Raw genomic sequence first — 23,564 nt, 5'->3', positions numbered from 1 at the left:
ATTATAACAATTATTCAAAACGTCACGGTTTTGCCGTGTGTTTTTTAAGGCAAAGGTAAATCAATATGTTTCGTCAGTTATCAATTGCTGTAGCAATCAGTGCTGTGCTGTGCCCAGTACACGCTGTGTATGCTCAAAACGACCAACAATCAGAAAAAATTGAACGAGTAGAAGTAACAGGATCACGAATTAAAGGGGTTGATTTAGAAGGAACCATCCCGCTTACCGTGCTTGACCAAGATGCAATCAAGCGCTCAGGAGCGAACACTATTCATGAATTATTGAAAGATTTATCGGTTTTTAAAGGCGGTTCCGGTACCTTTTCAACATCTGAAAGTGGTGGTACATCAACCTCAACGCCAGCGGGTCAATCCGCTGCAAGCTTAAGAGGTATGGGTCCCTCAGCCACATTAACACTCATTAATGGCCGCCGTGTTGCACCAAGCTCGTTTGCAGCAGGCACTGAAAACTTTGTTGATGTAAATTCAATTCCGCTTGCTGCAATCGAGCGCATTGATATTTTAGCCACTGGCGCATCAGCAATTTATGGAGCTGATGCGGTAGCCGGTGTTATTAACTATATTCTCAAAGATGACTATCAAGGAGCTGAAGTAAACACTTCTTACACCAATAGCTTTGACAGTCATGACGAAGCTAAGAAGCAACTTAACTTAGTCTACGGAACCAATATCGGTGAAAGTAACTTAACGGTATTTGCTGATATTTACGACCGCAATGCCTTTAAAGCGACCGACAGAAGTTATACCGCAACGCCTAATCTAGTAAATGGTTACTCATATTTACCGAAACTTGAGAACTCACCAAACATTTATTACTTCAGCAGCCGAGATGGCAATGAACTACCAGCCCCAAACTGTAAAACAGAGCTTGTCACGACTGAGTATGGTGAGCAAATTTGTGCTTACTATGCAAACCAAGATGATTACCTAGAAACCCCATTTGAAAGCCTATCAACTGGCTTTATGTTCAACAGCACCTTAGGTGATTTAGATTGGCATACCGATTTCTTCTATAGCCAAACTAAATCAAAAGCCTATTCATCACCTGCACCAATCAATCAAATAAACGACGATGATGGTCCGTTTATCATAGAAGATGCGCTATTCATTTATGATAACGCTGATGGCAGTAACGACTTAATGGACCAGCTTTATATTGATCCATTTACCACTCAAGCGGGTCGAGAAGTGTATGGCTTTGCATTTGATGCACGCTTTAATTCACCACGAACTGTTGAAGTTGAAACTAAAAACTTTCGTTTAGTAAGTAGCCTAGCCGGTTACATTGGGGACTGGAGTTGGGAGTCAGGTGTAACATTTTCTCGTTCTAAGTCAGAGCAAGAAGCGATTGATGGTATTTACAACCGCTACCAATTTCATGCTGCAATCACTGGTGAATTATGCTCTGACGGTGCATTAGCTACATTTGATGGAACTCAGCTCAATTGTGCGCAAGGTCAGTTAATGCCGTTCTACAACCCATTTTTACAAGGTGATGAAAATAACGATGCGGTGCTTGAGCTTGCAAAAGCAAACCCAAGTAGAAGTGGTGAAAGTACAGTCTACGGATGGGATTTAAACTTTAATGGCGATTTATTTACATTTAATGAGTTACCCATATATGCTGCATTTGGTATTGAAGCTCGCCGAGAAGAGTTAAAAGATATTCCGTCATTAGACTCACAAGCGCGTGCTGAAAATGGTTATTTAGTTGATGTTTTTGGTTTTGGCTCGAGCTTATCAGAAGCAGACCGTACGCAGTACGCTGCATTTGTAGAGTTGAATATGCCAGTTACTGAGCAGCTAGAACTGCAAGTTGCTGGTCGTTACGATCATTACGATGACTTTGGTGGAACGTTTAACCCTAAAGTGGGTTTAAGCTACCGCCCTTCAGATTCTCTAATTATTAGGAGCTCTTGGTCAACGTCGTTTAGAGCACCTTCATTAACTCAAGCTGGCGTAAAATTACGGACCACACAATCAAGCTTTGATTGCGGCGCAAATCAGGCTGTTGCAGATTTATACTGTATGGGTGATGGTACTGAAGTCAGTGTTAACAGCCTAGAACTTGGTAATCAAGCACTCAAAGCCGAGGAGTCTGAAGCGCTCAGCATTGGCTTTGCATGGAGTCCATCTGTAAATACCAATCTAACCGTCGATTATTGGCATTTTGATCATGAACAAGTCATCGATACCAATATGACTGCCGTGCTTGATAGAGCAATTACGGACGCGTCTCTTCGTCACTGTGGCTTAGTACCACAAGGACAACAAGGTATTTCGTACGAGCAGCAGCTGTGTGAAATAACCGATAATGAAGGCCTTAATATCGAAAGTGATGGCGCTAATCTTTCAGAGATCCTAGCAAACTATATAAGTGAGTTTAACCCGCGAGAAGATGAGCTATTCCTGCCACTATTTAGAGATCATGTTATTCCTCTTGAAAATACCGGCACGCAAACCTTAGCGGGTATCGACTTTAAATTTGATCATCGTTTTCGCTTAGCTGAAGGTGATTTAACGTTTGCCCTTGATGGTACACACTATTTAGAGTTTGAGAGAAATAAACCCGGTTCAGATGCAATCGAACAGCTAATCGGCACTTATCGCTACCCTGAAAATGTTGGCAGATTCTCTATCGATTGGGATGCCGAGAGTTATTACATAAATCTAGGTGCCAATTATACCAGTAGCTATGAGGATGATATTGAAGGGCTTCGTGGCCGTGAAATAGACGAGCTAGAAGAACTTGGCGAGCTTAATGATGAGTTAAAGCGTGATGTTGATGACTGGCTAGTATGGGATTTATCAGCCGGATATTTTATCAATGATGCATTATCAATCCGTGCTCGTATCGATAATATCTTTAATAAAGAACCGCCTAAACTATATGGTTCAAGTCGAGGTTTTGATTCTATAAACCATAATGCTTATGGCAGTCGCTATACGTTAAGTTTGAGCTATCGCTTTTAGCAAGGTATGGGCGGCTTAATAGTCGCCCACACTTTTGAGCTTACGTTATCTTAAACTGACGACTCTCAGTATTAATCTTTCTTAGCAAGGGCTACAATACCTTGCTTATCTTATAAACGTCGAATGACATTTAAGTGACTTTATGAAAAACAAACAGTTTGCGATGCCAGATGCGAGCATCATTTTGTTGTGCGTCGCAGTTATCGCCTATTTTGCCAGCCTATTTATAACCCCCGGTGTATTTAATGCCGAAAAAGATAGCCATAGTGTTGAATTATCACAATATCAAACAGCCTCAGATCATACCCCGCCAGCATTATTTGCAGAAGGTGGTGAAATTGGCCTCGCTAATGTCTTATTTGAAGGATTAGTGTCAGGTGATAAGTATGGCGCAGCGATTGGTGTGATGGCGTTTATTTTAATCACTGGCGGTGCGTTTGGGATTATCTTAAAAACCGGTGCGGTAAATAACGGCATCATGGCACTGATCAATAAAACACAACATATTGAGTGGGTATTCATTCCTCTCTTGTTCGTGCTTTTCTCTTTAGGTGGTGCGGTTTTCGGCATGGGTGAGGAAGCCATTGCCTTTTGTATTGTGTTATTCCCGATTATGAAACAACTTGGCTATGACGCAAAAGTAACGGTATTAACAACCTATGTTGCTACACAAATTGGCTTTGCCACCTCATGGATGAACCCGTTTAGCATTGCCATAGCTCAGTCTATAGCTGAAATTCCCGTTTTTTCTGGCGCAGGGTTCAGAATCGTTGCTTGGCTTGTTTTTACTTCATTTGGCCTTGTATTCACTATTCGCTATGCCAACTCTATCAGAGCCACTAAACAACAATCTAACCAACACCAAGACAGTGCAATAAATTTAGATAACGCAGATAAACTAATCTTACTTACTTTTATTGCTGGCATTGTTTGGGTTATTTGGGGCGTGATGGCTAGGCAGTATTATATTCCTGAATTAGCAGCGCAATTCTTTTGCCTAGGGATTGCTTGTGCTGTAATCGCCAGCCTATTTAAAAAACAAACTGCCAATGAAAGCGCAAACGCATTTAAAGAAGGTGCTCAAGAGCTCCTACCTGCAGCGCTTTTAGTTGCTCTGGCAAAAGGCGTTATTTTAATACTTGGCGGTAGTGACTTAACCTCGCCTTCAACTCTAAATACCTTGCTGTACTACAGTGCCACCAGCATTTCAGTTGTACCCGACTATATTGCGGCTTGGGGCATGCTATTATTTCAAAGTGTATTTAACTTCTTTGTTTCGTCAGGCTCTGGACAAGCAGCCATAACGATGCCGCTAATGTCACCGCTCGGTGATTTGTTAAATATCTCACGTCAAATTGTGGTGTTAGCATTTCAGTTGGGTGATGGTTTAACCAATATTTTTATTCCGACTTCTGCTAGTCTCATTGGCTGTTTAGGTATTGTTAAATTAGATTGGAGTGAATGGGCACGTTTTATTTGGCGCTTCACTTTAGCTTTGTTTGGCCTTGCTAGCTGCTTTATTTTTCTCGCACACTTTATTAACTATCAGTAAAAGATTTAATTATGTTAACACTTATAAAAGGCGCAGACGTTTTCGCCCCCTCACCTTTAGGCACTCAAGATGTACTTATTGCTGGCGGAAAAATAGTTGATATACAGCCTGAAATCACCATCGATACTTATCAGAGGATTACCACAGTCGATGGCACTCATTGTATTTTAGCCCCAGGGTTTGTAGATTCACTCGTTCATATAACTGGCGGAGGCGGCGAAGCTGGCTTTGCAAGCAGAACACCAGAAATGAACCTGACTGATGCAACATTGCATGGCACAACAACCGTTATTGCAGCCCTTGGCACTGACTCAAGTAGCCGAACGCATAGTAACCTGATTGCTAAAGCAAAAGAGCTGAAAGAGCTTGGGCTCAACGTGTTTTGTCATTCGGGCTCATATCATTTACCTGCGAAAACACTGACTGGCTCAGTCACCAGCGATTTAATGTACATTGATGAGTTTATTGGTGTGGGTGAAGTTGCTATATCTGATCATCGTAGTAGCCAACCCACGGTACAACAGCTGGCAGAGCTTGCCGCTGAGGCAAAAGTGGCAGGCATGTTAAGTGGTAAAAAAGGCACAGTCAGCATTCATGTTGGCCCTGTTGATACACATTTATCGTTATTACATGAGGTTGATAAGCTAACCGATATTTCACTGGCACAATTTTACCCAACTCACATGAATCGAAATATCGACTTACTTAATGCTGGGGTAGAGTTTTGTAAAGCCGGTGGCACTATCGATTTTACAACAAGTACAACCGAGTATGACCTTGCTCATGGTGAATACTCTGCCGCACACGCACTCGCTTATTGCCTAGAAAATAAGGTCGACCCAACAAAGCTCACTATGAGCTCTGATGGCCATGCAAGTCTCCCTATTTTTGACAAAAGCTATAATCTGCTTGGCCTTGAAGTCGGTAAAGAGTCTACATTGCATGGTTCGTTTGTGGAAGCAGTGCAAAAATATAATGTTTCGATTGAACACGCTTTAATGGCGATTACATCAAACCCTGCACAGATACTGGGTATCAATAAAGGTGTCATTAAACAAAATGCAGATGCCGATCTTGTGCTACTTAATAAAACAACGCTTGCGCCAACAGAATGCTGGTCAAAGGGTGTTCATATGGTAAGCAAAGGTAACGCCCTTGTGAAAGGCGCCTTTGAGTAAGGCCGCATCGGCGGCCTAAACAGTATCCGAAATGCGAGTAACGAGTAGTTGCTCGACTTTCACTCCTTCAACATCGACAACTTCAAACTTATAGCCACCAAAATTGATAAACTCAGCGCGTTTAGGCAGGCGTTTCATGGTGTAGATCAAAAACCCTGCGACTGTTTCGTAATGAGATTGCTCAGGAAACTCTTCAATTTCAAGTACCTTAGCAAGCTCAACCACAGGTGTTAAACCATCGACCAGCCAAGATGAATTATCACGTTGAATAATTAACTCTTCGCCTTGATGGCTAATTAAATCCCCCATAAAGCCTTTCATTAAATCTTTGACAGTGACAATACCTACCATGAGTGCATACTCGTTAACCACAACGGCAAATGGTTCAGCCGCTTTTTTGAATGTGTTTAAAGCTTCAGACAAACTCAATGTTTCTGGAAGATAAAAAATATCTTGGCTTATCAATTCATTATCAATTTCGGCGCTTTGCCCTTTAAGTACTTTGCGCAAAATATCTTTTGATTCAACTGAACCTATTAATTTATCTAAATTACCATCACAGACTAAAAAGTGGTTATGTGGGTGTTCGATAATTTTGGTCGCCACTTCTTGAGCATCTGCTTTAACATCAAAATAGACAATTTGATCACGTGGGGTCATTACACTCGATAAAAAACGCGCTTCTAAATCGAATACATTGCCAATTAACTCATATTCTTGTTGCTGTAAGCTACCGTACTCTGCCCCTGCATCCATCATCGCCACAATGTCTTCTGTCGTAACAATGTCTTCTCGTTCAGCGGGTACTTTAAACGCGCGCAAAATCAGGTTGGTAATTCCATTAAAGAAAACGACAAAGGGTGTTAGCGCAAAAGTTACCCAGCGCATTATAGAAACCACATTAACTGCAACGGCTTCCGGCATAATCATCGCTAACCGTTTAGGTAATAAGTCAGCAAATAGAATAAACAAAGAGGTAATACTCAAAAACGAAATCAAAAAGCTGATTTGGCTTAGTAAAGGTCCTTGGTAAATCATACCTAAGATTTGTTCGATATAAGGCGATAATGCTTGCTCACCAACAATACCACCCAAAATGGCAATTGCATTCAGGGCAATTTGTATCATGGCAAAGAAAGCACCAGGTTGCTCTTGCAACGCCAGCACCGCTTGGGCTTTAGAACTCCCCTCGTCCACCATTACTCGTAATTTAATCTTGCGTGATGCTGCTATTGCAATTTCGCTCATAGCAAACAACGCACTGATCAGAATTAAAATAATAATAATGAGTAAGTCACTCATTGTAACTCCTAACATTTAAACGCATTCAGAGTGTTGAATGCAAACAACTTTTTGCTCGTTTTGCTAGCTAGAGTTTGGCGAGAATGGACAAAAAGCAGCTGATTATAGCCGCTTTATTACAATCAACAAGTGCTATTTTTAATCGTAATCAGCAAAGGCTTTACTTAACTTCTCAAGCCATGCAGTGTTCATATTTTTATTACAAGCAAAATATAAGTCAGGATTAACAACAGGAATACTAAACACTGGTTTTAGTGAGTTGAGTGTAGAGTCTTTTTGTAATTCAAAATCAAATTGTTGATCACTTAAAACGACTAAATCTATGCTCGTTCGACGACTTTTTAACACATCATAAATATTGTCAAAACTATCAAGTAATATCAGCTGATTTGTTTCATCAAAGCCATGTTCTTTTAAGAAAATATGAGAGTAATTATCTTTTAGCACCGCAATACGGTATTGCTTAGCTTGTTGTAAATTACTAATTGAAATTTGCTGAAAATTAAACGAATAAAATGAAGCAGAGAAACGTCCAAGTTTTGACAACCAGATAAAATCACGCTCCCTAGCAGGTAATCTAGCTATTGAGAATATACATGTATTTTCATCTCTAAGAGCCGCATTGTAAGAAACAGACCAAGGGTTCACAGAAATTTCATAGTTGATGTTACTTTGCTTGAGCGATGTTAGTACTTTATCAACTACAGTCCCCACTAACTCACCATTCTCATCTTGATACTGTAACTGCGGTAAATTTTCAGTGACCACTGTAATTGCAGAGAATACAGGTAGAGACACTAGTAAATAAAGTAAGATAAAGAGCTTATGCATAGTCGCTATACCGGAAATTATAATTATTTTTTATACAAATATAGCGCGAGGTGATGAAATTTGAAATGTAAAACAGAAATAAACAATTAGCGGAAACTAAGTTTCCGCTAATATTGCAAAATGAATTACTTATTCATTGCACCAATCAAAAATGCAGAGATTTTAGCACCTTCTCTGAGTGTCGTTTCAGAACTTGTTTGGCCGATTAGTGAGCTGTCGGTGAATGGCGCGATTTCCATCATATCAGCACCTGTAATTGGGAACTCGTCAGCCAATGCAACAAGAATGTCTAATGCATGCTGAGGTGTTAAGCCACCGGCTTCTGGTGTTCCTGTCGCTGAAGCAAAGCTTTCATCAAGCGCATCAATATCAAAGCTCACATAAAGCTCATCAACATTATCTGCTTTGAGCTGTGCAATCACTTCATCAGCAACTGCTTTAGAGCCACGTTCGATAATTTCGTGGGCCCAATGTTGTTTAACACCAAACGTGTCTTCCCAATGTTGCTTAGGCTTACCACTAGAGCGGATACCAAATTGAATTAGGTTACGTGGCGCTGGTAAGTACTCAAGAATATGTGTACACCAAGAACCAAAGCATAAATCAATACCAAGACGCTCTACTAATAAATCTGTATGAGCATCAAAGTGAATGATTGCAGTGCGTTTGCCAGCATCACGTTTTGCTTTTAAGTAAGCTTTAGCTAGCGGGTAGCTAATTGAGTGGTCGCCACCGATACCAAAAATACCCTTATCAGGGTAGTTCGCATAAAAGCCGTCACAGACATCTTCTGTGATAGACAAAGGTGATACATGGTATTCACTGTTTTCATCAGCATATAACGCTTTTTGGCAGTTTGTGATGGTCGCATCGTTTAGGTATTTATCATGCAGTAAATGTGGGATCACACGCACATCACCTAAATCAAAAGCGCGTGCTTGCGGTTGTTGATCAATCAAGGTAGAACGTAAAAAAAGAGGTCCCCAGTTAGCACCACGTAATATACCACCGCCGCAGTCAGAGCTAATACCTAAAATAACGGCTTTGTGCTCAGACTCTGCCAATGTTTCAAGTGACTCTTTCCAAAGCACATCAACATTGTCTGTTTGACCGTATAATTTAGTACGCAGCGCATCTTTACGCTCTTTTGCTGTATTTACTGTAAATACACCATCGCCAGGAGGACAAAGACACTGACTTAGTTTTTCGTGGAATGCTTTTTGTGTGTTACTCATCTCTACTCCGCTGATCATTGTCTGCATATTCATGCGTAAACAAAAAACTTACGCAATCAGTTTTGTGTATAGTTAAGATTTTTAAGACTCAAGAATCACTTGCTCAACCGAATCTATAACTCACTGATATTGAAAGGTTATATTTTTAATGCAGATGAATTTAAACTGCTCTAGTCAAATAAGAGCGCTGTATTTTGGCAGGTATAACATGCGCGAAAAGAAAGTCAAATTTTGCGGCAACCTAGGCGATTGCCGCTATAGATTTATATTCAAACGAAGTGAATACTCATTATTCGTAGCCTCTTGGTTTCTTGGTTTTGATAACAGCAATGTATGCATGCCAACTGGCGTAGCTTAATAAAGGCATAATCACAATAAACCCAGCAGTGCCTGTAATAAAACCAACAAACACTAAACAGAGTATTATCCCAGCCCAAACAACCATGGCAGCAAAATTGGTTTTAACCGCATTCATTGAAGAAATTACCGCAGTCATAATATCAACTCTGCGTTCCATCATAATTTGCGGGGTAAACGCTGAGATAGCAAATACAGTGACCAGTAAGATACCACCGACAATACTACCGAGCGTTAAAAACGCAGATAACTGCTCAAAACTCGGGTTAACAACATTCGGATATAGGGCGTGGATGAGCGCAGCTAAACGCATCCAAACAATCATAATCACCATTAATAACACAGCAAAGCCCCATTCACCTGCTGGGTTTCTAAACATCGATTTCAGGCTATGCATTAGAGTAGGTTTATGGCCTTTTTCAAGCTCCCACGCTACATCATAAAGGCCAGCAGCAAAGGCAGGGCCTATTAATGCAAAGCCAACCACAGCAGGCAAAATAACTAAGTGCGTATCAAACTGATATACAAAATACATAATTGTCGCTGGTATCAAGGTAAATACTAATCCGTAGACAAGACTCAGTATTGGCGCATTAGCGATGTCCTTAAATGCAAGTGCTAACCAATGAAACGGTGCAGATGCAGATATTTGAGAGCTCTCTAAACAACGAGCAAATTCGTGGTTTTTGTTCATAGAAGATGATGCTGGCATAATGTATCCTCATTAAAGGTGACATCTTTAGGTTTAGGTTAACTGTGCAATTCTTGCAACATTGTTAAGTTAATCGGACATCTGTCCTGTACTTTAAACACATATGATTAAAGTATTACGCTTTAGACAAAAATAAGGTTTAATAATGGAAAAGGTATTTCACTTAGGGATCACACGTGACGACTTAAAAGGGGCAACTCTTGCTATCGTACCTGGCGATCCTGACCGCTCAGCACGCATTTCTACGCTTCTTGATAACCCTGAATGCTTAGCGAAGACTCGTGAATTTCATGTTTACCGTGGTGAGCTAAACGGCCACAGTGTTGTCGTTTGTTCAACCGGTATTGGCGGCCCATCTACTTCAATTGCTGTTGAAGAGCTTGCCCAACTTGGTATTGATACCTTTTTGCGAATTGGCACGACCGGTGCTATTCAGCCGCACATCAATGAAGGCGACATTTTAATTAGCCAAGCATCTGTTCGATTAGATGGCGCAAGCCAGCATTTTGCACCACTAAGCTACCCTGCTGTGTCTGACTTTTTTGCTACACAAGCAATGGTCAATGCATGTGATAAATTAGGAATTAATTTCCACATTGGTATTACTGCATCAAGTGACACATTCTACCCAGGTCAAGAGCGTTACGATACTTATTCAGGTTATGTTCCGCGCTCATTCCAAGGCAGCTGTGAAGAGTGGCAAAAACTAGGTGTGATGAACTACGAGATGGAATCAGCAACACTATTTACTATGTGTGCTGCCCTTGGCTTACGCGCAGCATGTGTTGCAGGTGTTTTAGTAAATCGTACTAAACAAGAGATTCCGAATGTTGACCACGGCGAGATTGAGAAAAAATCAGTCGCCGTCGTCATTGAAGCTGCAAAACTATTGCTTAATTAAGCGTTACTTAATTTCGCAATATAGTGCTCAAATGCTGGTGGGTTTGCAAAGCTTGCCAGCACAGATTTAGCCACCTCATATTGATTTTCTGCCCCTTGTGTTTCTAACAAGGTTATCGACTTAACTGTTTTATCATCAAAGCTTAAACCCGCAAGATAAAACTGACTCAATGCACTTTGTAATGGCGAAAGGCTTGGACTATAGGCAGCATTTTCGGCATAGCTTCCGTAAAAATCCCCTTCGGTAAATGTACTTAATTTAACAGCACTAAAATTACCTGTGTATGGCACATATGCATTGAGTGCTAATTGAATAAGTTTTGCGTCATCAATGGTAAGGTCGGCAAATTGTTTATCACTTTGCTTATGCGAAAATAAACACGCATCATTACCTAAATCTTTCGGGCCAAATGAATAAGGTAATAACTCATGAAGGTTAAAGTCACGCTCTGGTAATAAAATCTCAAGTGAGTCTGCAGTACTCAATTCATTCATAAATTGACGGCAATAGCCACAAGGAGCGTCACTGATTGCAATTCTTTGTACTGCTTGCGCGCCATTAAGCCAAGCATTATTAATCGCTGATTGCTCAGCATGAACGACTAAACTCAAGGCTTGATGAGAAAACTCAACATTAGCGCCAAAATAGAAATTTGTTTCGCCTTGCTCATTTAACCCAACTGCAATAGCGCCCACGTAGAATTTAGAAATAGGCGCCACAGAAAATAAACTTGCGACGGGTACACAAGCTTTTAGTAACTCAAGTTGGCTAACTTGAAACTGCTGACAAAGAGAAGAAATATCTGTTTGAGATAAGATGCCACGTTGCTGTTTTAGCTGGGCAAAAAGAGAATTTTTTTGTTGATCATTGAAGCTAAACGGCTCTGAATTTTGAGCTAGTTTGCTTGCATCTATCCTAGTTGCTGTCATAACAAATTATAATTATTAATTGGCTAAACAGTTTAAAAGGTTACGTAATGAATTGCTAGGTTTTGGCGTTAAACATCAAGGTAAATCGCACAATAAAAGCTAAAAATTAGCGGTATTTGTAAGCCCAGATATACACAACAAAATAGCGATGACTAGCTCGACCAATTATTGACGAACCAGCCAATTTTTTGCTTTGTTAAAACATTCAAAGTTTTCAGCTTGTAAGTTATAGCGCTTTGCTTTTTGCATAAATAAGTCGTGCATAAAACCATCAAAACTTACGACAATTGCTACAACAGCTTCTTTCAAAGAGTTTGCCACTGCCGGCATAATTGTGAATAAATCAGCAGGTGCGAAATTGTGCGTCAACTCAGACACGTCAACGAGTATTTTATCTGACCCATATAATACTGAGTATTGTTGGGCGATTTGGTAAAAGTTAATCACATCCTGTGCGCTTGCCGTCCCTCTTAACGTCATCATAACTAACGACGTAGATGCATCATAGGTAATGCAAGTAGACACGTTTGACATAAAAATACTCTTAAACTGCGTGAGTGGTTAGGGGTTAACTCTAGTTCTCAGAGTTGAAAGCCAGCATATTTTATTTATAACCCTAACCTAGTCAATAGCTAGCAATTAAATAGGTATGACCAGCATTAAATATAAGAATTTATAACTAGAAAAATACATTTTTGGTGTTACCTTAAATTAACCTTTAATGCTTTTTTTAAACATGCACGAGAATTCTGCCTTTAATTTAAGCCTTTTCAGATGCCCTTAAAATGAGTGAAAACTTACAATGAACATCATCTTAAAGCAGTAGAGTAAACACGTATTGTCAGATGATACATGTTTGCTTGGATAGGAATAAATCATGAAATTCATGGTTCCAATTATCGCAGGCATGTTTTTGTCAGTTCCTTTGCAAGCAACCGCAATTACAGCAACAGAATTTGAAAAACTACGCAACCAAGTCAGAAACACTTACGCAAACTCAAGACAGCTAGGTTTAGAAGAAGTAAATAAAATACTAGCCAATTCTGAGTTAAATCTTGAACAGAAGATCATTATGACTAACTATAAAGCGTGGGTTTTATCTGGTAATAATAAACTAGATGAAGCGATGATTACGCTCGTAGAGTTCGAGAGTATGGTTGCCAAATCGAAAGATAAGAGCCTGATGTATGGCTACTATAATATTTCGGGAAATATCTATTCCCATTTAGGGTTATATCAAGAAGCACTTAATCATTACAAACAAGCGCTCCCTTTTGCAAAGATGAGGAATAATAACCTTGTAATGCAAACTGAAAACAACATCGCTGTTATCTACTTAAAATTACACCTATATAACAATGCAGCAGAAATATTTAAAAAATTTAGAGAGTACAGCAAAACAAATAACCATACCTTTAATGAGTCATTTACGAGTAATCTTCTTGCTAAGGCTTTGCTTGGTTTAAAAAAATATGACCAAGCATTAGAACTACTTAGTAACATATATAACTTTCAGAAAAGCAACGACTTTCTTTCACACCAAATAGTTAATCTAACCACTCAGGGAAAAATTTATAACTCTCAAGCACAATATAAAAAAGCAGAAATAATATTGAAAAAAGCACTCAATTTACTAAATGAGAATAACCTTCAAAGCGATAAGCTTGCTGTAGTATTAGAACTTGCTAAAACATACAAAGCCCAAAATAAACCTGCATTGGCTCTAGCACAAATTCAGTCAATTGATTTAAAAAATAAAAAAATCTCTGACTATCAATTATTGCTAGCTACACAAGAGCTATCAGCCTCTTTGCATTTACAACAAAAAAACTACCATGCAGCAATTGATGCATACAAACAGCTCTATGAAACTCAAGAAAAAATTCTAAGAAGACAAACCAGTACTAATCTTGCCAAAGCGTTAGCAGAATTAGATATAACGACTAAAGAAGCAGAAATAGAACTTTTAACTAAATCAAATCAAGTTCAGGCTTCAAAAAATAAAGCAAATAAAGTGATCTTTATGGCGATTGCTATTGCCTTATGCTCAATTTTAATCGTATTAACGTTGATGACAGTGAGGACGAAGCAACAAAAGAATGCCCTGTCTAAAACATTAACAAAACTTCATAACACACAAGCACAACTTATTGAAATCGAAAAAATAGCATCGTTAACCGCATTAGTATCTGGTATGGCGCATCAATTAAATACGCCCATTGGCACCATTGTAACCGCTAGCTCTTTAATTGATGATCAACTTACACTTATTTGCCAAAAGTTTAAATCTCAAGAGCTATCTAGCAAGCACCTTCATAGCTTTTTAAACGATACAAACGATGCAAAAGATTTAATACAGGCTAGCATCGCTCGACTTGCCAGCATTGTCGAAGAATTTAAGGCACTCAATGTGTCTATTGATTTAGATAAACCGCTAGTCCAGTTTAACCTAAAAGAAGAAATATCACGCAGAGTTCTGCCTTTCTCAAGTTATTTAGGAAAGTGTATTAAATTCGATATTCAGGGTGATAATGTTGTAATAACTTCTTACCCTGCAATTATTGGTGACATATTAAAAACCTTAATCATTAATTCCTGCGAACATGGTTTTGCAATAAAGCTACACGGTTTAATTGAGATCGAGATTAAAGCTTTTCCTAAGCATGTCGAAATTATTTATCAAGACAACGGGGTCGGTATTAAGGAAACTATCTTGCATGATATCTTTACTCCTTTCTATACCACTAATATGGGCGATAAACACCTAGGACTTGGGTTAAATGTTGTTTTTAATGCAGTTAAATTTAATTTGAAAGGAGAAATATGCGCCGAGCCTTATGAACACGGCGCACGATTTGTTATTAGCCTACCAATCGATGCTCGATTGGTTGATGATACTAGCTATTAACCGGTATTACGCATACCAGCAGCGATACCTGTCATAGTGATCATCAAGGCATTATCAATATCGCCTTCAGAGCCCACGTCAGCTTCGCGTGAACGACGCAGTAACTCAACTTGTAATAAGTTAAGTGGATCTGTGTACGGGTTGCGAAGCGCTATTGACTCTTTGATCCAAGGTTGGTCTGCAAGCAGGCTCTTTTGTGGGCTAAGCGATTGCACAAGCTCAATAGCCTCACTCAACTCCTGACGAAGTTTTACGCCTAATGGCTTATATTGCTCAGTTACTAATGCATCATCGTAATGCGCACTTAACCATGAATCGGCTTTACTAAATACCATTTCTAGCATCTCTAAACGAGCACGGAAGAATGGCCATTTTAAGCTCATTTCGTGAAGTGTCTCGATTCCATACTTATCTAAAGCAGCTTTAAGACCTGTTAATGCACCTAACCAAGCTGGCAGCATTAAACGGTTTTGGCTCCATGCAAAGATCCATGGAATAGCACGAAGACTTTCTACCCCACCGTTCGGGTTGCGCTTCGCAGGACGAGAGCCAAGTGGTAGTTTAGAAAGCTCTTGCTCTGGCGTTGCCATTCTAAAGTAAGGTACAAAATTTTCATCATGGCGCACAACTTGGCGGTAATGCTCACACGAATCAGCACTGATCAGTTCCATAACATCTCGCCATTCGCTCTTCGGCTCTGGCGGTGGTAGCAAGTTACTCTCGAGTACTGCACCAGCGTAAATATTTAAGCTTTGCAGGGCAACAGCAGGCAAACCAAACTTAAAGCGGATCATTTCACCTTGCTCTGTTACTCGCAAGCCACCTTTTAATGAACCAGGAGGCTGTGAACGAAGTGCTTGCGCAGCTGGCGCGCCACCGCGACCAACCGTACCACCACGGCCGTGGAATAAAATAAGTTCAATACCGCGATTTTCGGCTAATTGAACAAGTTTATCCATAGCTTCATATTGTGCCCAACCAGCAGCCATCATACCTGCATCTTTTGCTGAGTCTGAGTAGCCGATCATGACATTTTGTTGGTTTTGAATATGACCACGGTACCAAGTGTTATCAAGTAAACATTCGATAACCTCTTTACCATTATTTAAGTCGTCTAACGTTTCAAATAATGGCGCAACAGGTAAGTTAAACTTACAACCACTTTCTTTAAGCAGTAACTGTACTGCCAGTACATCAGATGCAGTGCGTGCCATCGAAATAATATACAAACCAAATGTTTGAGCATCTTGCGCTGCAATTACATCAAATGTATCTAGCACCTCTTGTACTTCTGGACTTGGTTGCCAATGTTTTGGAATAAGCGGACGTCGAGAGTTTAGCTCAGCAAGTAAAAACGCTTGTTTGTCTTCCTCTTGCCATTGATGGTAATCACCTAAACCTAAATAACGTGTTAACTCAGAGAAAACATCACCATGACGCGATGAATCCTGACGGACATCAAGTTTTGCAAGGCGTAGACCAAAGCTATTAATGCGGCGCAGAACATCAAGCAGCAAGCCATCGGCAACTACTTTCATGTTGGTCTTAATAAGCGAGCGATAGCACACTTCGATTGGGTGTTTAATTTGCGCGATATCGGTAATTAAATCTTCAGAATCAGTGCGCTTATTCTTAATTTTAGCGCCCAAATGGGTCACAGTTTCGGCAATTTGATTCTTTAATTTTTTAAGCACCGCACGATAAGGTTCAAAGTCTTGACCTGCAAGCTCAATAAGCTCATCGCTTGCATCCGACATTGATAGCTCATTGCTTAGCGTTTCGATATCACGCGAATACAAATCGAGTGCCATCCAGCGGCCATGATCAAGTACTTGCTGTGTGACTTCAGCGGTGACGAACGGGTTACCATCACGGTCACCGCCCATCCAAGAAGTAAATTCTATTGGGCTGAAATCAATAGGCAGCTCAAGATCAAGCTCTGATTTTACGTCCTCGCCAAACTCCCGTAAGAAACGCGGAACAGCGTGCCATAAGCTATTTTCAATAACCGCAAAACCCCATTTAGCTTCGTCAATTGGCGTTGGGCGTGAGCGACGAATGTCGTCGGTATGCCACGCTTGGCTAATAAGTTGGGCAATGCGGTTTAATAAATCTGCACGTTCACTTGGTAAGTTGTCTTTACGCTCTAAAGAGGCAAGGCAATCACTTAATTCAACGTGTTTATTGATCATTGTACGGCGTGTCACCTCAGTTGGGTGAGCCGTCAGTACTAAATTGATGTGGAGTTTTGAGAGTGTTTGTGCCAAGTGATTCGGATCAACTTGACCTTGCTTTGAAGCTGTTGCTAACGCTTTTAATGTTTGAGTGAGAGGGTTTAGTTGGCAAAAGCCAACATCATTAAAGCGCGATACGGTATGAAATTGTTCAGCAACATTAGCAAGATTCAAAAAATGATTAAATGAGCGTGCAACCGGTAATAGTTCTTCATCTGTGAGAGCGTGTAGTACTTCGATAAGCGCCTGTCTGTCGGCTTCGTTACCACTACGTGACGATTTAGATAAAGCGCGAATCTCTTCTACCTTATCTAAAATGGCTTGTCCTTGTGCATCTTTAATGGTTTGACCCAGCATTTGTCCAAGCATACTAACATTACCGCGAAGTGCAGCGTATTGTTCACTCATTCTCATACTCCTTTCTTTAACTAAGTTGAAAGTACTTACTGCACAGTATTTAGCCAAGCACGAGCGCAGCTAAATACTGATCCCTTTTATTAATATCATTGTCAGCGTTAATTTAATAGATCGAATTTTCTAACATACTCGTAAAAAAGAATAACCAATCTATAAACATAAAAGTGTAATAAATACGCAGCTTAGTCAGCCACAAAGCGTTAAAGCTAACTCAATTGGTAAAATGGACTTACCAATTTAAAAGGTAAAATCCCCGTAAATTAAGGCATCCTTAATGTTTGCATGGTCAAATCTTTACCCGCCTTTTTTTATATGTTTGTAGGGTTAGCTCAAGACAAACAGAGCTACTATCATTTTATTAGTTGGTGATAGTTTGAGCGAAATTTTTTTCAAATATTTTTATAACAGGTCAAAAATGCAACTCTATATTTTGTGTGGTGCACGCAGTGAAATTGCAAATGCCTATTTCACTACTCTTCATAAACAAATCAACACGGGTCATATCGTCACCATCAGTCGAGATGAATTTAAGGCAAGTTTCAATGAGTCATCAAGCAATGAGATAAGTCACCAGCATTTTATTACTGATTATTCAGAGCAAAGCTTAAGTGGCATTGCTAAAGAACTTGCCGATGGCCACTATGATTTAGCCCAGTTGATGATATTTAACGGCCTATTACATGATCCAAATAATGCGCCTGAACGTAAACTTGAACAAATATCTGAGCAGCACTTTATAAATAGCATGATGACGAATGCTCTACTACCAATTCGCTGTGTGACTTTATTCTCAGTACTTTTAAAGCCACAAGTTTCAACTGTGGTGTGTGCCCTTAGTGCACGTGTTGGTAGCATCAGTGATAACAAGTTAGGCGGTTGGTATAGCTATCGGGCATCGAAGGCGGCATTAAATATGTTATTTAAATCTGCAGCGATTGAACTTAGCAGACGCTATAAAAAGTGCCACTGCGTGTTATTTCACCCAGGTACCACTGATACGCCTTTATCAAAACCCTTTCAGGCAAATGTACCCAAAGGAAAGTTATTTCCCCCTGAGTTTGTAGCCGAGCAGCTGTATTCATTGATAAGTGATGCTGACTATTTACAACAATCACACAACCCTGCCTACTTTGACTGGCAAGGAAAACCCATAGACTGGTAACAGGAAATTTATGCATTTTACAAAACAAGCCATTGCTGATTTAGAAAACCGCTACCGCGCTCATTTAATTAATAGTTTGTCGGGGTTTAAAAGTGCCAACTTAATCGGCACTCAAGATAGCAACGGCCAAACTAATTTAGCGATTGTCAGTTCAGTATTTCATCTTGGGGCACATCCCCCTTTAGTGGGTATGATCATTAGGCCCCATTCAGTGCCTCGCCATACCCTAGAAAACTTATTAGCCACTAAGCAGTACACGATTAACCACGTGAACAAAGACATTTATAACAAAGCACATCAAACATCGGCACGCTACGACAAAGACGAGTCTGAATTTGATGCAACAGGGCTCAGTACTGAATACCTAAATGACTTTACAGCGCCTTTTGTTAAAGAAAGTAAACTTAAATATGCGCTTGAGCTGAAAGAACACCATCACCTTGCCATCAATGGCACTGAGCTGATCATAGGTGAAATAACCGATATTTACTTAGATGAGGCTTGCTTGCAAGAAGATGGCTTTGTCGATATTGAAGCCATTGACACAGTCGCAGTGAGCGGGCTTGATAGTTACCATGTAACTGAACGTTTAGCCCGCTTAGCGTATGCTAAAAAGTAACCTTTAATTTAAGCACTAGATTATAAATGGCTTAGGCGCATGGGTTAACACCTCAAAACCAGATTCAGTGATAACTATGTCATCTTCTAAGCGCACACCACCATAGCCTGGTATATAAATGCCGGGCTCAATGGTGATCACATTACCAACTTCAAGGTTGTAGTCTGTCAGAGTGTTGATAAATGGCACTTCATGTAAAAACAGCCCTAAACCATGGCCAAGGCCTTTACCTGCGTACTCGCCAAAACCTGCATCAGCAATCACCTTGTTTGAGATGGCATTTAAATTTAAACAATTAACACCCGGTTTAACCATTTCAAGTGCCGCATTTTGTGCATCGAGTACAGTATTATAAATACGGGTTTGTTTTTCTGATGCTTCGCCAATAATGTAACTACGAGTCATATCAGAGCGATAGCCATTTACAACCGCACCAAAATCAAGGGTTACAAAGTCACCTTGCTTTAAAACCTGATCTGACGGGTTACCATGCGGCAAGGCTGAGCGCTCTGCAAATAGCATGATGGTGGCAAACGACATACCTTCTGAACCTAGCTTTTGCATTCTAAATTCAAGCTCTAAGGCAAGGTCACGCTCAGTCACACCTGGTTTAAAATAAGGCAGCGTTTGTGCTAATGCTTCATCAGCGATGGCCGCAGCAGCTTTAATTTGTGCAACTTCCCAGTTGTCTTTAACGCGCCTTAGTTTTTCAATTAAGCCGTTTACCGCTGTTAATGTGTGGCCGCTTAGCTCATCTGCCACACCTTGCCAAATGGCTACCGTGACATAACTTGCATCAAATGCGACATGGCTGTTTGGGTTAAGGTGCCTATTTATACAATGGCCAAGAGTTTCGTTGTCTCTGTCTCGACAAACAACTTCAAACCCTGTTGTTTCAGCAATTGCACGTTGGTGGTATCGGTAATCAGTGATCAACACACACGCATTTTGAGTAATTAATGCATAAGCAGCATTACCGCTAAAACCACTTAAGTAACGAATATTTTCATGACCAAGTACTAACATGGCGCTGTAACCTTGTTGTTCTAGCAAGGCTTTAAATTCAGCTTGTCTTTTTAAGTAATTAACTTGCATTGTCGCTCCTTATTTTTTGCGCATGCTAACAGTTATGTCCATAAATACGAATATTATGCGATTAGTCGCAGTAAGTTTGCATCAACTGTTTACTCACGCCACAATGCAGAAAAAACCAAGGAGTACACAATGACAACATATGGTATTGGCACACAAACGCCAGAGCAGGCGCTTGACTCTTTGTCAGATATGACAACAGATTTAACCCCTATTCAAAATGACGAATTTCATGCGCGTATAGCAAAAGCACAAGCGTATATGCAAGCAAACAATATTGATGCAATTTACTTAAATGCAGGCACTAACCTAGCCTACTTTACGGGTATGCGTTGGTACGCAAGCGAGCGTTTAGTTGGCGCTATTTTACCCGCAAAAGGTGATGTGCAATACATAGCGCCTTTTTTTGAAATCGGCAGCTTAAACGATTTTATGGTGATTGATGGCCCAATTCGTGGTTGGCAAGAACACGAAAACCCTTATCAATTGTGTGTAGATGTCCTTACAGAAATGGGCATTAGCAAAAATGGCACCCTTGGTATTGATGAAAGCGCACAATTTTTTATCTACGACGGCATTAATAAAGCGAACGGCAATTACAATATTGTTAACGCACAGTGCGTAACAGCGCACTGCCGCATGCATAAATCAGCCAGTGAACTTACCTTAATGCAACGTGCAATGGACATGACTTTAGAAGTACACAAAGCAACGGCAAGTATGCTTTATGAAGGCATCACCACCACTGAGGTTGAAGCCTTTATTAAAAAAGCGCACCAAAAAGTCGGCGCACCGGGTAACTATTTTTGTATTGTGTTATTTGGTGTTGCGTCGTCTTTCCCGCATGGCGTTAAAAACCCGCAAACCCTTAAAAAAGGTGACGTGGTACTGATTGATACTGGCTGTAAAGTACATGATTACCTCTCTGATATTACCCGTACTTATGTATTTGGTGAAGCAACTGATCGTCAACGTATGTTTTGGCAACACGAGAAAAATGCCCAACTTGCTGCTTTTGCTGCCGCAAAAAATGGTGTGGCATGTGGCAAAGTAGACGATGCTGCAAGACAGTACCTTGCCGAAAATGGCATGGGACCAGAGTATCAAACACCAGGCTGCCCACATAGAACCGGCCATGGCATTGGTTTAGATATTCATGAATGGCCATACCTTGTGGGTGGTAACCCTACTCCACTCGCAACAGGTATGTGTTTTAGCAATGAACCTATGATTGTCGTACCTGATGAGTTTGGTATTCGCTTAGAAGATCACTTTTATATGACAGACGAAGGTCCGCGTTGGTTTACCGAGCCTGCTCATAGCATCGATGACCCATTTGGGTTAGCTAAATAAAATTCAAATAAACTTTATAAGGCCAGTTTTCTGGCCTTTTTTGTATCTGAATTATTACAATCATTAACAGTGTGGACATTTTAGAGACAACCTATCCGCTTTTATCATGTTATGATTTCAAGAATTTAACCTAACATAATTACGGAGAATAAATGGGTTTACGTTTTAAAGTTCCACATACCCTGATACTGCTGCTGGGCATGATGGTTGTTGCGCTTATTGCTACCTGGTTAGTACCACAAGGTTTTTTCACTACTACATTAAGTGAATCAGGCCGAGAAATGGTTGTTGCGGGCACCTATCAAACGGTTGCTGAGCGCCATTACTTAACTCCATGGGATTTATTACAAGCCATACCTCGCGCTTTTGCTGCTGCTCAAGATGTTATTTTCTTTGTGTTAATTGTTGGCGGTGTATTAGCTGTTGCACGTGCCACAGGCACTGTTGATGCGCTCATTGGTAGGCTTTTAGAGCGACACGGTAAAAAACCGCAACGATTAATCTTTATGGTGGTGTTTTGCTTTGCCTTAGCATCAAGCAGTATTGGTACCGCCGGCGAATATATTCCTTTTGTTATTATTCTCGTCGCGCTTTGCAAAGCAATGCGCCTTGATGCAATGACTGCCGTAGGGATGATAGTCGCAGGTTATGGTATTGGTTATGGTGTTTCGGCATTTAACCCATTTACGGTATTAATCGCACAGCAAATTGCCGGTATTCCTGTTTACTCTGGTCTGTGGTTACGTTTAGCTATATTTATTCCATTTGTGCTCATTGGTTTTCATCATGTTTGGCAATACACCAAAAAAGTAGCGAACGATCCGTCTAAATCGATGATGATTGGCGTGCCTTGCCCACTCGAAAATCAAACAGCAACAAGTTACCCAGCACTTGCCCTGCGCCATAAACTAGTTTTAGGCAGCTTTATTATTACCCTAGCAATTGCAGTGTGGGGCATCGCAACGAAGGGCTGGTATTTATACGAGCTAGGCGGTGTTTTTATTGCATGGGGTGTAGTTGTAGCAATTTTAGGCAAACTATCTGCTGATGAAGCAGCAAACAAATTTATAGAAGGTGTGTCTGATCTTGTTACTACCGCAGTGTTAATTGGTGTTGCACGTGGTATCGCACTTATTTTAGAAGACGGCCAAATCCTGCATAGCCTTGTACATGGCATGTCGTTACCGCTTTCTTATGTATCTGCTGAAATATCAGCAATTGGCATGCTGGTTATTCAAACCCTGCTTAATACCTTTATTCCTTCTGGTTCAGGGCAAGCTTATGTCACCATGCCACTGATGGCCCCACTCGGTGATTTAGTTGGTGTACCAAGACAAGTTGCCGTACTTGCTTATCAATTTGGTGATGGCTTTTCAAATATGATCATTCCGACCAATGCTGTACTTATGGGCATTTTAGGCATGGCTGGTGTGCCTTACGGCCATTGGTTTAGATTCTGTTTACCACTACTAATTAAACTAATGGTCGCAGCATCGGTTGTATTAGTATTAGCTGTAATGTTTGGCTATGGCTTAGATGTACAGCCCACACTTAATTAAGTTAGTTGATTTTAAAAAGCGCCTAAGGCGCTTTTTTGTTGTGTTTTGAGCTCTTTTTAGCAATACATATTTGGCAAAATGAGTTTTAAGTGAAAGTCAGTTTTGTACAAAATCATAACTTCAAGCGTAACTCGCTTCTGCCCCAAAGTAAGTTAGGTTAAATGCTCTAACTGCTGCTTTGAGCAATCAAGAAACGGTCCAAGCCCTACACATTGAATGATAAGTTAACG

General features: G+C 40.3%; 17 protein-coding genes. 9 read left to right on the top strand and 8 right to left on the bottom strand.

What is annotated here, in order from left to right; genetic code table 11:
• Positions 1-65 precede the first annotated feature (65 nt).
• From IRQ78_RS00935 to iadA, 3 genes are all read left to right on the top strand, one after another.
• Positions 66-2,993: a TonB-dependent receptor domain-containing protein gene (locus tag IRQ78_RS00935; protein WP_194441103.1), complete on the top strand. Its 2,928-nt coding sequence runs from the start codon at positions 66-68 to the stop codon at positions 2,991-2,993.
• Positions 2,994-3,135: 142 nt separating this feature from the next.
• Complete coding sequence (gene yfcC / locus IRQ78_RS00930; RefSeq protein WP_194441102.1) at positions 3,136-4,545, top strand: putative basic amino acid antiporter YfcC; 1,410 nt, start codon at positions 3,136-3,138, stop codon at positions 4,543-4,545.
• 11 nt (positions 4,546-4,556) lie between these two features.
• Positions 4,557-5,723: a beta-aspartyl-peptidase gene (gene iadA / locus IRQ78_RS00925; protein WP_187490404.1), complete on the top strand. Its 1,167-nt coding sequence runs from the start codon at positions 4,557-4,559 to the stop codon at positions 5,721-5,723.
• Positions 5,724-5,738: 15 nt separating this feature from the next.
• On the opposite strand, the gene IRQ78_RS00920 is transcribed toward iadA, so the two are convergent.
• The 4 genes from IRQ78_RS00920 to IRQ78_RS00905 form a co-directional block, all read right to left on the bottom strand.
• Positions 5,739-7,025 (bottom strand): hemolysin family protein, encoded by a 1,287-nt coding sequence (locus tag IRQ78_RS00920; protein WP_054552168.1) that lies wholly within the window; start codon positions 7,023-7,025, stop codon positions 5,739-5,741.
• 138 nt (positions 7,026-7,163) lie between these two features.
• Positions 7,164-7,856, bottom strand: a complete 693-nt coding sequence (locus IRQ78_RS00915; protein ID WP_138617338.1) for a substrate-binding periplasmic protein — start codon at positions 7,854-7,856, stop codon at positions 7,164-7,166.
• A 125-nt stretch (positions 7,857-7,981) separates the two neighbouring features.
• A complete protein-coding gene (locus IRQ78_RS00910; protein WP_194441101.1) occupies positions 7,982-9,091 on the bottom strand; it encodes an arginase family protein in 1,110 nt (369 codons plus the stop codon).
• Between the two features lie 289 nt (positions 9,092-9,380).
• Complete coding sequence (locus IRQ78_RS00905) at positions 9,381-10,160, bottom strand: DUF2189 domain-containing protein (protein ID WP_054552165.1); 780 nt, start codon at positions 10,158-10,160, stop codon at positions 9,381-9,383.
• 145 nt (positions 10,161-10,305) lie between these two features.
• Here IRQ78_RS00905 and udp point away from each other — a divergent pair, with 145 nt between their 5' ends.
• Positions 10,306-11,061, top strand: coding sequence for a uridine phosphorylase (gene udp, locus IRQ78_RS00900; protein WP_054552164.1), 756 nt, complete (start codon positions 10,306-10,308; stop codon positions 11,059-11,061).
• On the opposite strand, the gene cdd is transcribed toward udp, so the two are convergent.
• Together cdd and IRQ78_RS00890 are read right to left on the bottom strand one after the other, a co-directional pair.
• On the bottom strand, positions 11,058-11,990 hold the full coding sequence (gene cdd, locus IRQ78_RS00895; protein ID WP_194441100.1) for a cytidine deaminase: 933 nt from the start codon (positions 11,988-11,990) through the stop codon (positions 11,058-11,060). The genes udp and cdd overlap by 4 nt on opposite strands.
• 165 nt (positions 11,991-12,155) lie before the next feature.
• On the bottom strand, positions 12,156-12,524 hold the full coding sequence (locus tag IRQ78_RS00890; protein WP_054552162.1) for a hypothetical protein: 369 nt from the start codon (positions 12,522-12,524) through the stop codon (positions 12,156-12,158).
• 343 nt (positions 12,525-12,867) lie between these two features.
• Here IRQ78_RS00890 and IRQ78_RS00885 point away from each other — a divergent pair, with 343 nt between their 5' ends.
• Positions 12,868-14,898: an ATP-binding protein gene (locus tag IRQ78_RS00885; protein ID WP_194441099.1), complete on the top strand. Its 2,031-nt coding sequence runs from the start codon at positions 12,868-12,870 to the stop codon at positions 14,896-14,898.
• Here IRQ78_RS00885 and ppc read toward each other — a convergent pair.
• Positions 14,895-17,540, bottom strand: a complete 2,646-nt coding sequence (gene ppc / locus IRQ78_RS00880; protein ID WP_166340936.1) for a phosphoenolpyruvate carboxylase — start codon at positions 17,538-17,540, stop codon at positions 14,895-14,897. The genes IRQ78_RS00885 and ppc overlap by 4 nt on opposite strands.
• A 424-nt stretch (positions 17,541-17,964) precedes the next feature.
• Here ppc and IRQ78_RS00875 point away from each other — a divergent pair, with 424 nt between their 5' ends.
• The gene (locus tag IRQ78_RS00875; RefSeq protein WP_194441098.1) at positions 17,965-18,711 is read left to right on the top strand and encodes an SDR family NAD(P)-dependent oxidoreductase; all 747 of its coding nucleotides are present in this window, start codon (positions 17,965-17,967) and stop codon (positions 18,709-18,711) included.
• 10 nt (positions 18,712-18,721) lie between these two features.
• Positions 18,722-19,330: a flavin reductase family protein gene (locus IRQ78_RS00870; protein ID WP_187490411.1), complete on the top strand. Its 609-nt coding sequence runs from the start codon at positions 18,722-18,724 to the stop codon at positions 19,328-19,330.
• A gap of 15 nt (positions 19,331-19,345) precedes the next feature.
• Here the strand turns inward: IRQ78_RS00870 and IRQ78_RS00865 are convergent, their stop codons facing one another.
• On the bottom strand, positions 19,346-20,425 hold the full coding sequence (locus IRQ78_RS00865) for a M24 family metallopeptidase (protein ID WP_194441097.1): 1,080 nt from the start codon (positions 20,423-20,425) through the stop codon (positions 19,346-19,348).
• A 129-nt stretch (positions 20,426-20,554) separates the two neighbouring features.
• Here IRQ78_RS00865 and IRQ78_RS00860 point away from each other — a divergent pair, with 129 nt between their 5' ends.
• Positions 20,555-21,775 (top strand): M24 family metallopeptidase, encoded by a 1,221-nt coding sequence (locus IRQ78_RS00860; protein WP_194441096.1) that lies wholly within the window; start codon positions 20,555-20,557, stop codon positions 21,773-21,775.
• 152 nt (positions 21,776-21,927) lie between these two features.
• Positions 21,928-23,334, top strand: coding sequence for a YfcC family protein (locus IRQ78_RS00855; protein WP_175080086.1), 1,407 nt, complete (start codon positions 21,928-21,930; stop codon positions 23,332-23,334).
• Positions 23,335-23,564 lie beyond the last annotated feature (230 nt).

Source organism: Pseudoalteromonas simplex, assembly GCF_015278155.1.
GTDB lineage: Bacteria > Pseudomonadota > Gammaproteobacteria > Enterobacterales > Alteromonadaceae > Pseudoalteromonas > Pseudoalteromonas simplex.
Note: the sequence above shows the minus strand (reverse complement) of the source record. Positions and strands in the feature narration are given on the sequence as shown.

What these genes read in the sequence shown, in the direction of transcription:
- yfcC (WP_194441102.1), top strand. Translation starts at nt 3,136, where the DNA reads ATGAAAAACAAACAGTTTGCGATGCCAGATGCGAGCATCATTTTGTTG.
- IRQ78_RS00910 (WP_194441101.1), bottom strand. Translation starts at nt 9,091, where the DNA reads ATGAGTAACACACAAAAAGCATTCCACGAAAAACTAAGTCAGTGTCTT.
- udp (WP_054552164.1), top strand. Translation starts at nt 10,306, where the DNA reads ATGGAAAAGGTATTTCACTTAGGGATCACACGTGACGACTTAAAAGGG.
- IRQ78_RS00890 (WP_054552162.1), bottom strand. Translation starts at nt 12,524, where the DNA reads ATGTCAAACGTGTCTACTTGCATTACCTATGATGCATCTACGTCGTTA.
- IRQ78_RS00885 (WP_194441099.1), top strand. Translation starts at nt 12,868, where the DNA reads ATGAAATTCATGGTTCCAATTATCGCAGGCATGTTTTTGTCAGTTCCT.
- IRQ78_RS00860 (WP_194441096.1), top strand. Translation starts at nt 20,555, where the DNA reads ATGACAACATATGGTATTGGCACACAAACGCCAGAGCAGGCGCTTGAC.
- IRQ78_RS00915 (WP_138617338.1), bottom strand. Translation starts at nt 7,856, where the DNA reads ATGCATAAGCTCTTTATCTTACTTTATTTACTAGTGTCTCTACCTGTA.
- IRQ78_RS00905 (WP_054552165.1), bottom strand. Translation starts at nt 10,160, where the DNA reads ATGCCAGCATCATCTTCTATGAACAAAAACCACGAATTTGCTCGTTGT.
- ppc (WP_166340936.1), bottom strand. Translation starts at nt 17,540, where the DNA reads ATGAGTGAACAATACGCTGCACTTCGCGGTAATGTTAGTATGCTTGGA.
- IRQ78_RS00920 (WP_054552168.1), bottom strand. Translation starts at nt 7,025, where the DNA reads ATGAGTGACTTACTCATTATTATTATTTTAATTCTGATCAGTGCGTTG.
- IRQ78_RS00870 (WP_187490411.1), top strand. Translation starts at nt 18,722, where the DNA reads ATGCATTTTACAAAACAAGCCATTGCTGATTTAGAAAACCGCTACCGC.
- IRQ78_RS00875 (WP_194441098.1), top strand. Translation starts at nt 17,965, where the DNA reads ATGCAACTCTATATTTTGTGTGGTGCACGCAGTGAAATTGCAAATGCC.
- IRQ78_RS00935 (WP_194441103.1), top strand. Translation starts at nt 66, where the DNA reads ATGTTTCGTCAGTTATCAATTGCTGTAGCAATCAGTGCTGTGCTGTGC.
- IRQ78_RS00855 (WP_175080086.1), top strand. Translation starts at nt 21,928, where the DNA reads ATGGGTTTACGTTTTAAAGTTCCACATACCCTGATACTGCTGCTGGGC.
- IRQ78_RS00865 (WP_194441097.1), bottom strand. Translation starts at nt 20,425, where the DNA reads ATGCAAGTTAATTACTTAAAAAGACAAGCTGAATTTAAAGCCTTGCTA.
- cdd (WP_194441100.1), bottom strand. Translation starts at nt 11,990, where the DNA reads ATGACAGCAACTAGGATAGATGCAAGCAAACTAGCTCAAAATTCAGAG.
- iadA (WP_187490404.1), top strand. Translation starts at nt 4,557, where the DNA reads ATGTTAACACTTATAAAAGGCGCAGACGTTTTCGCCCCCTCACCTTTA.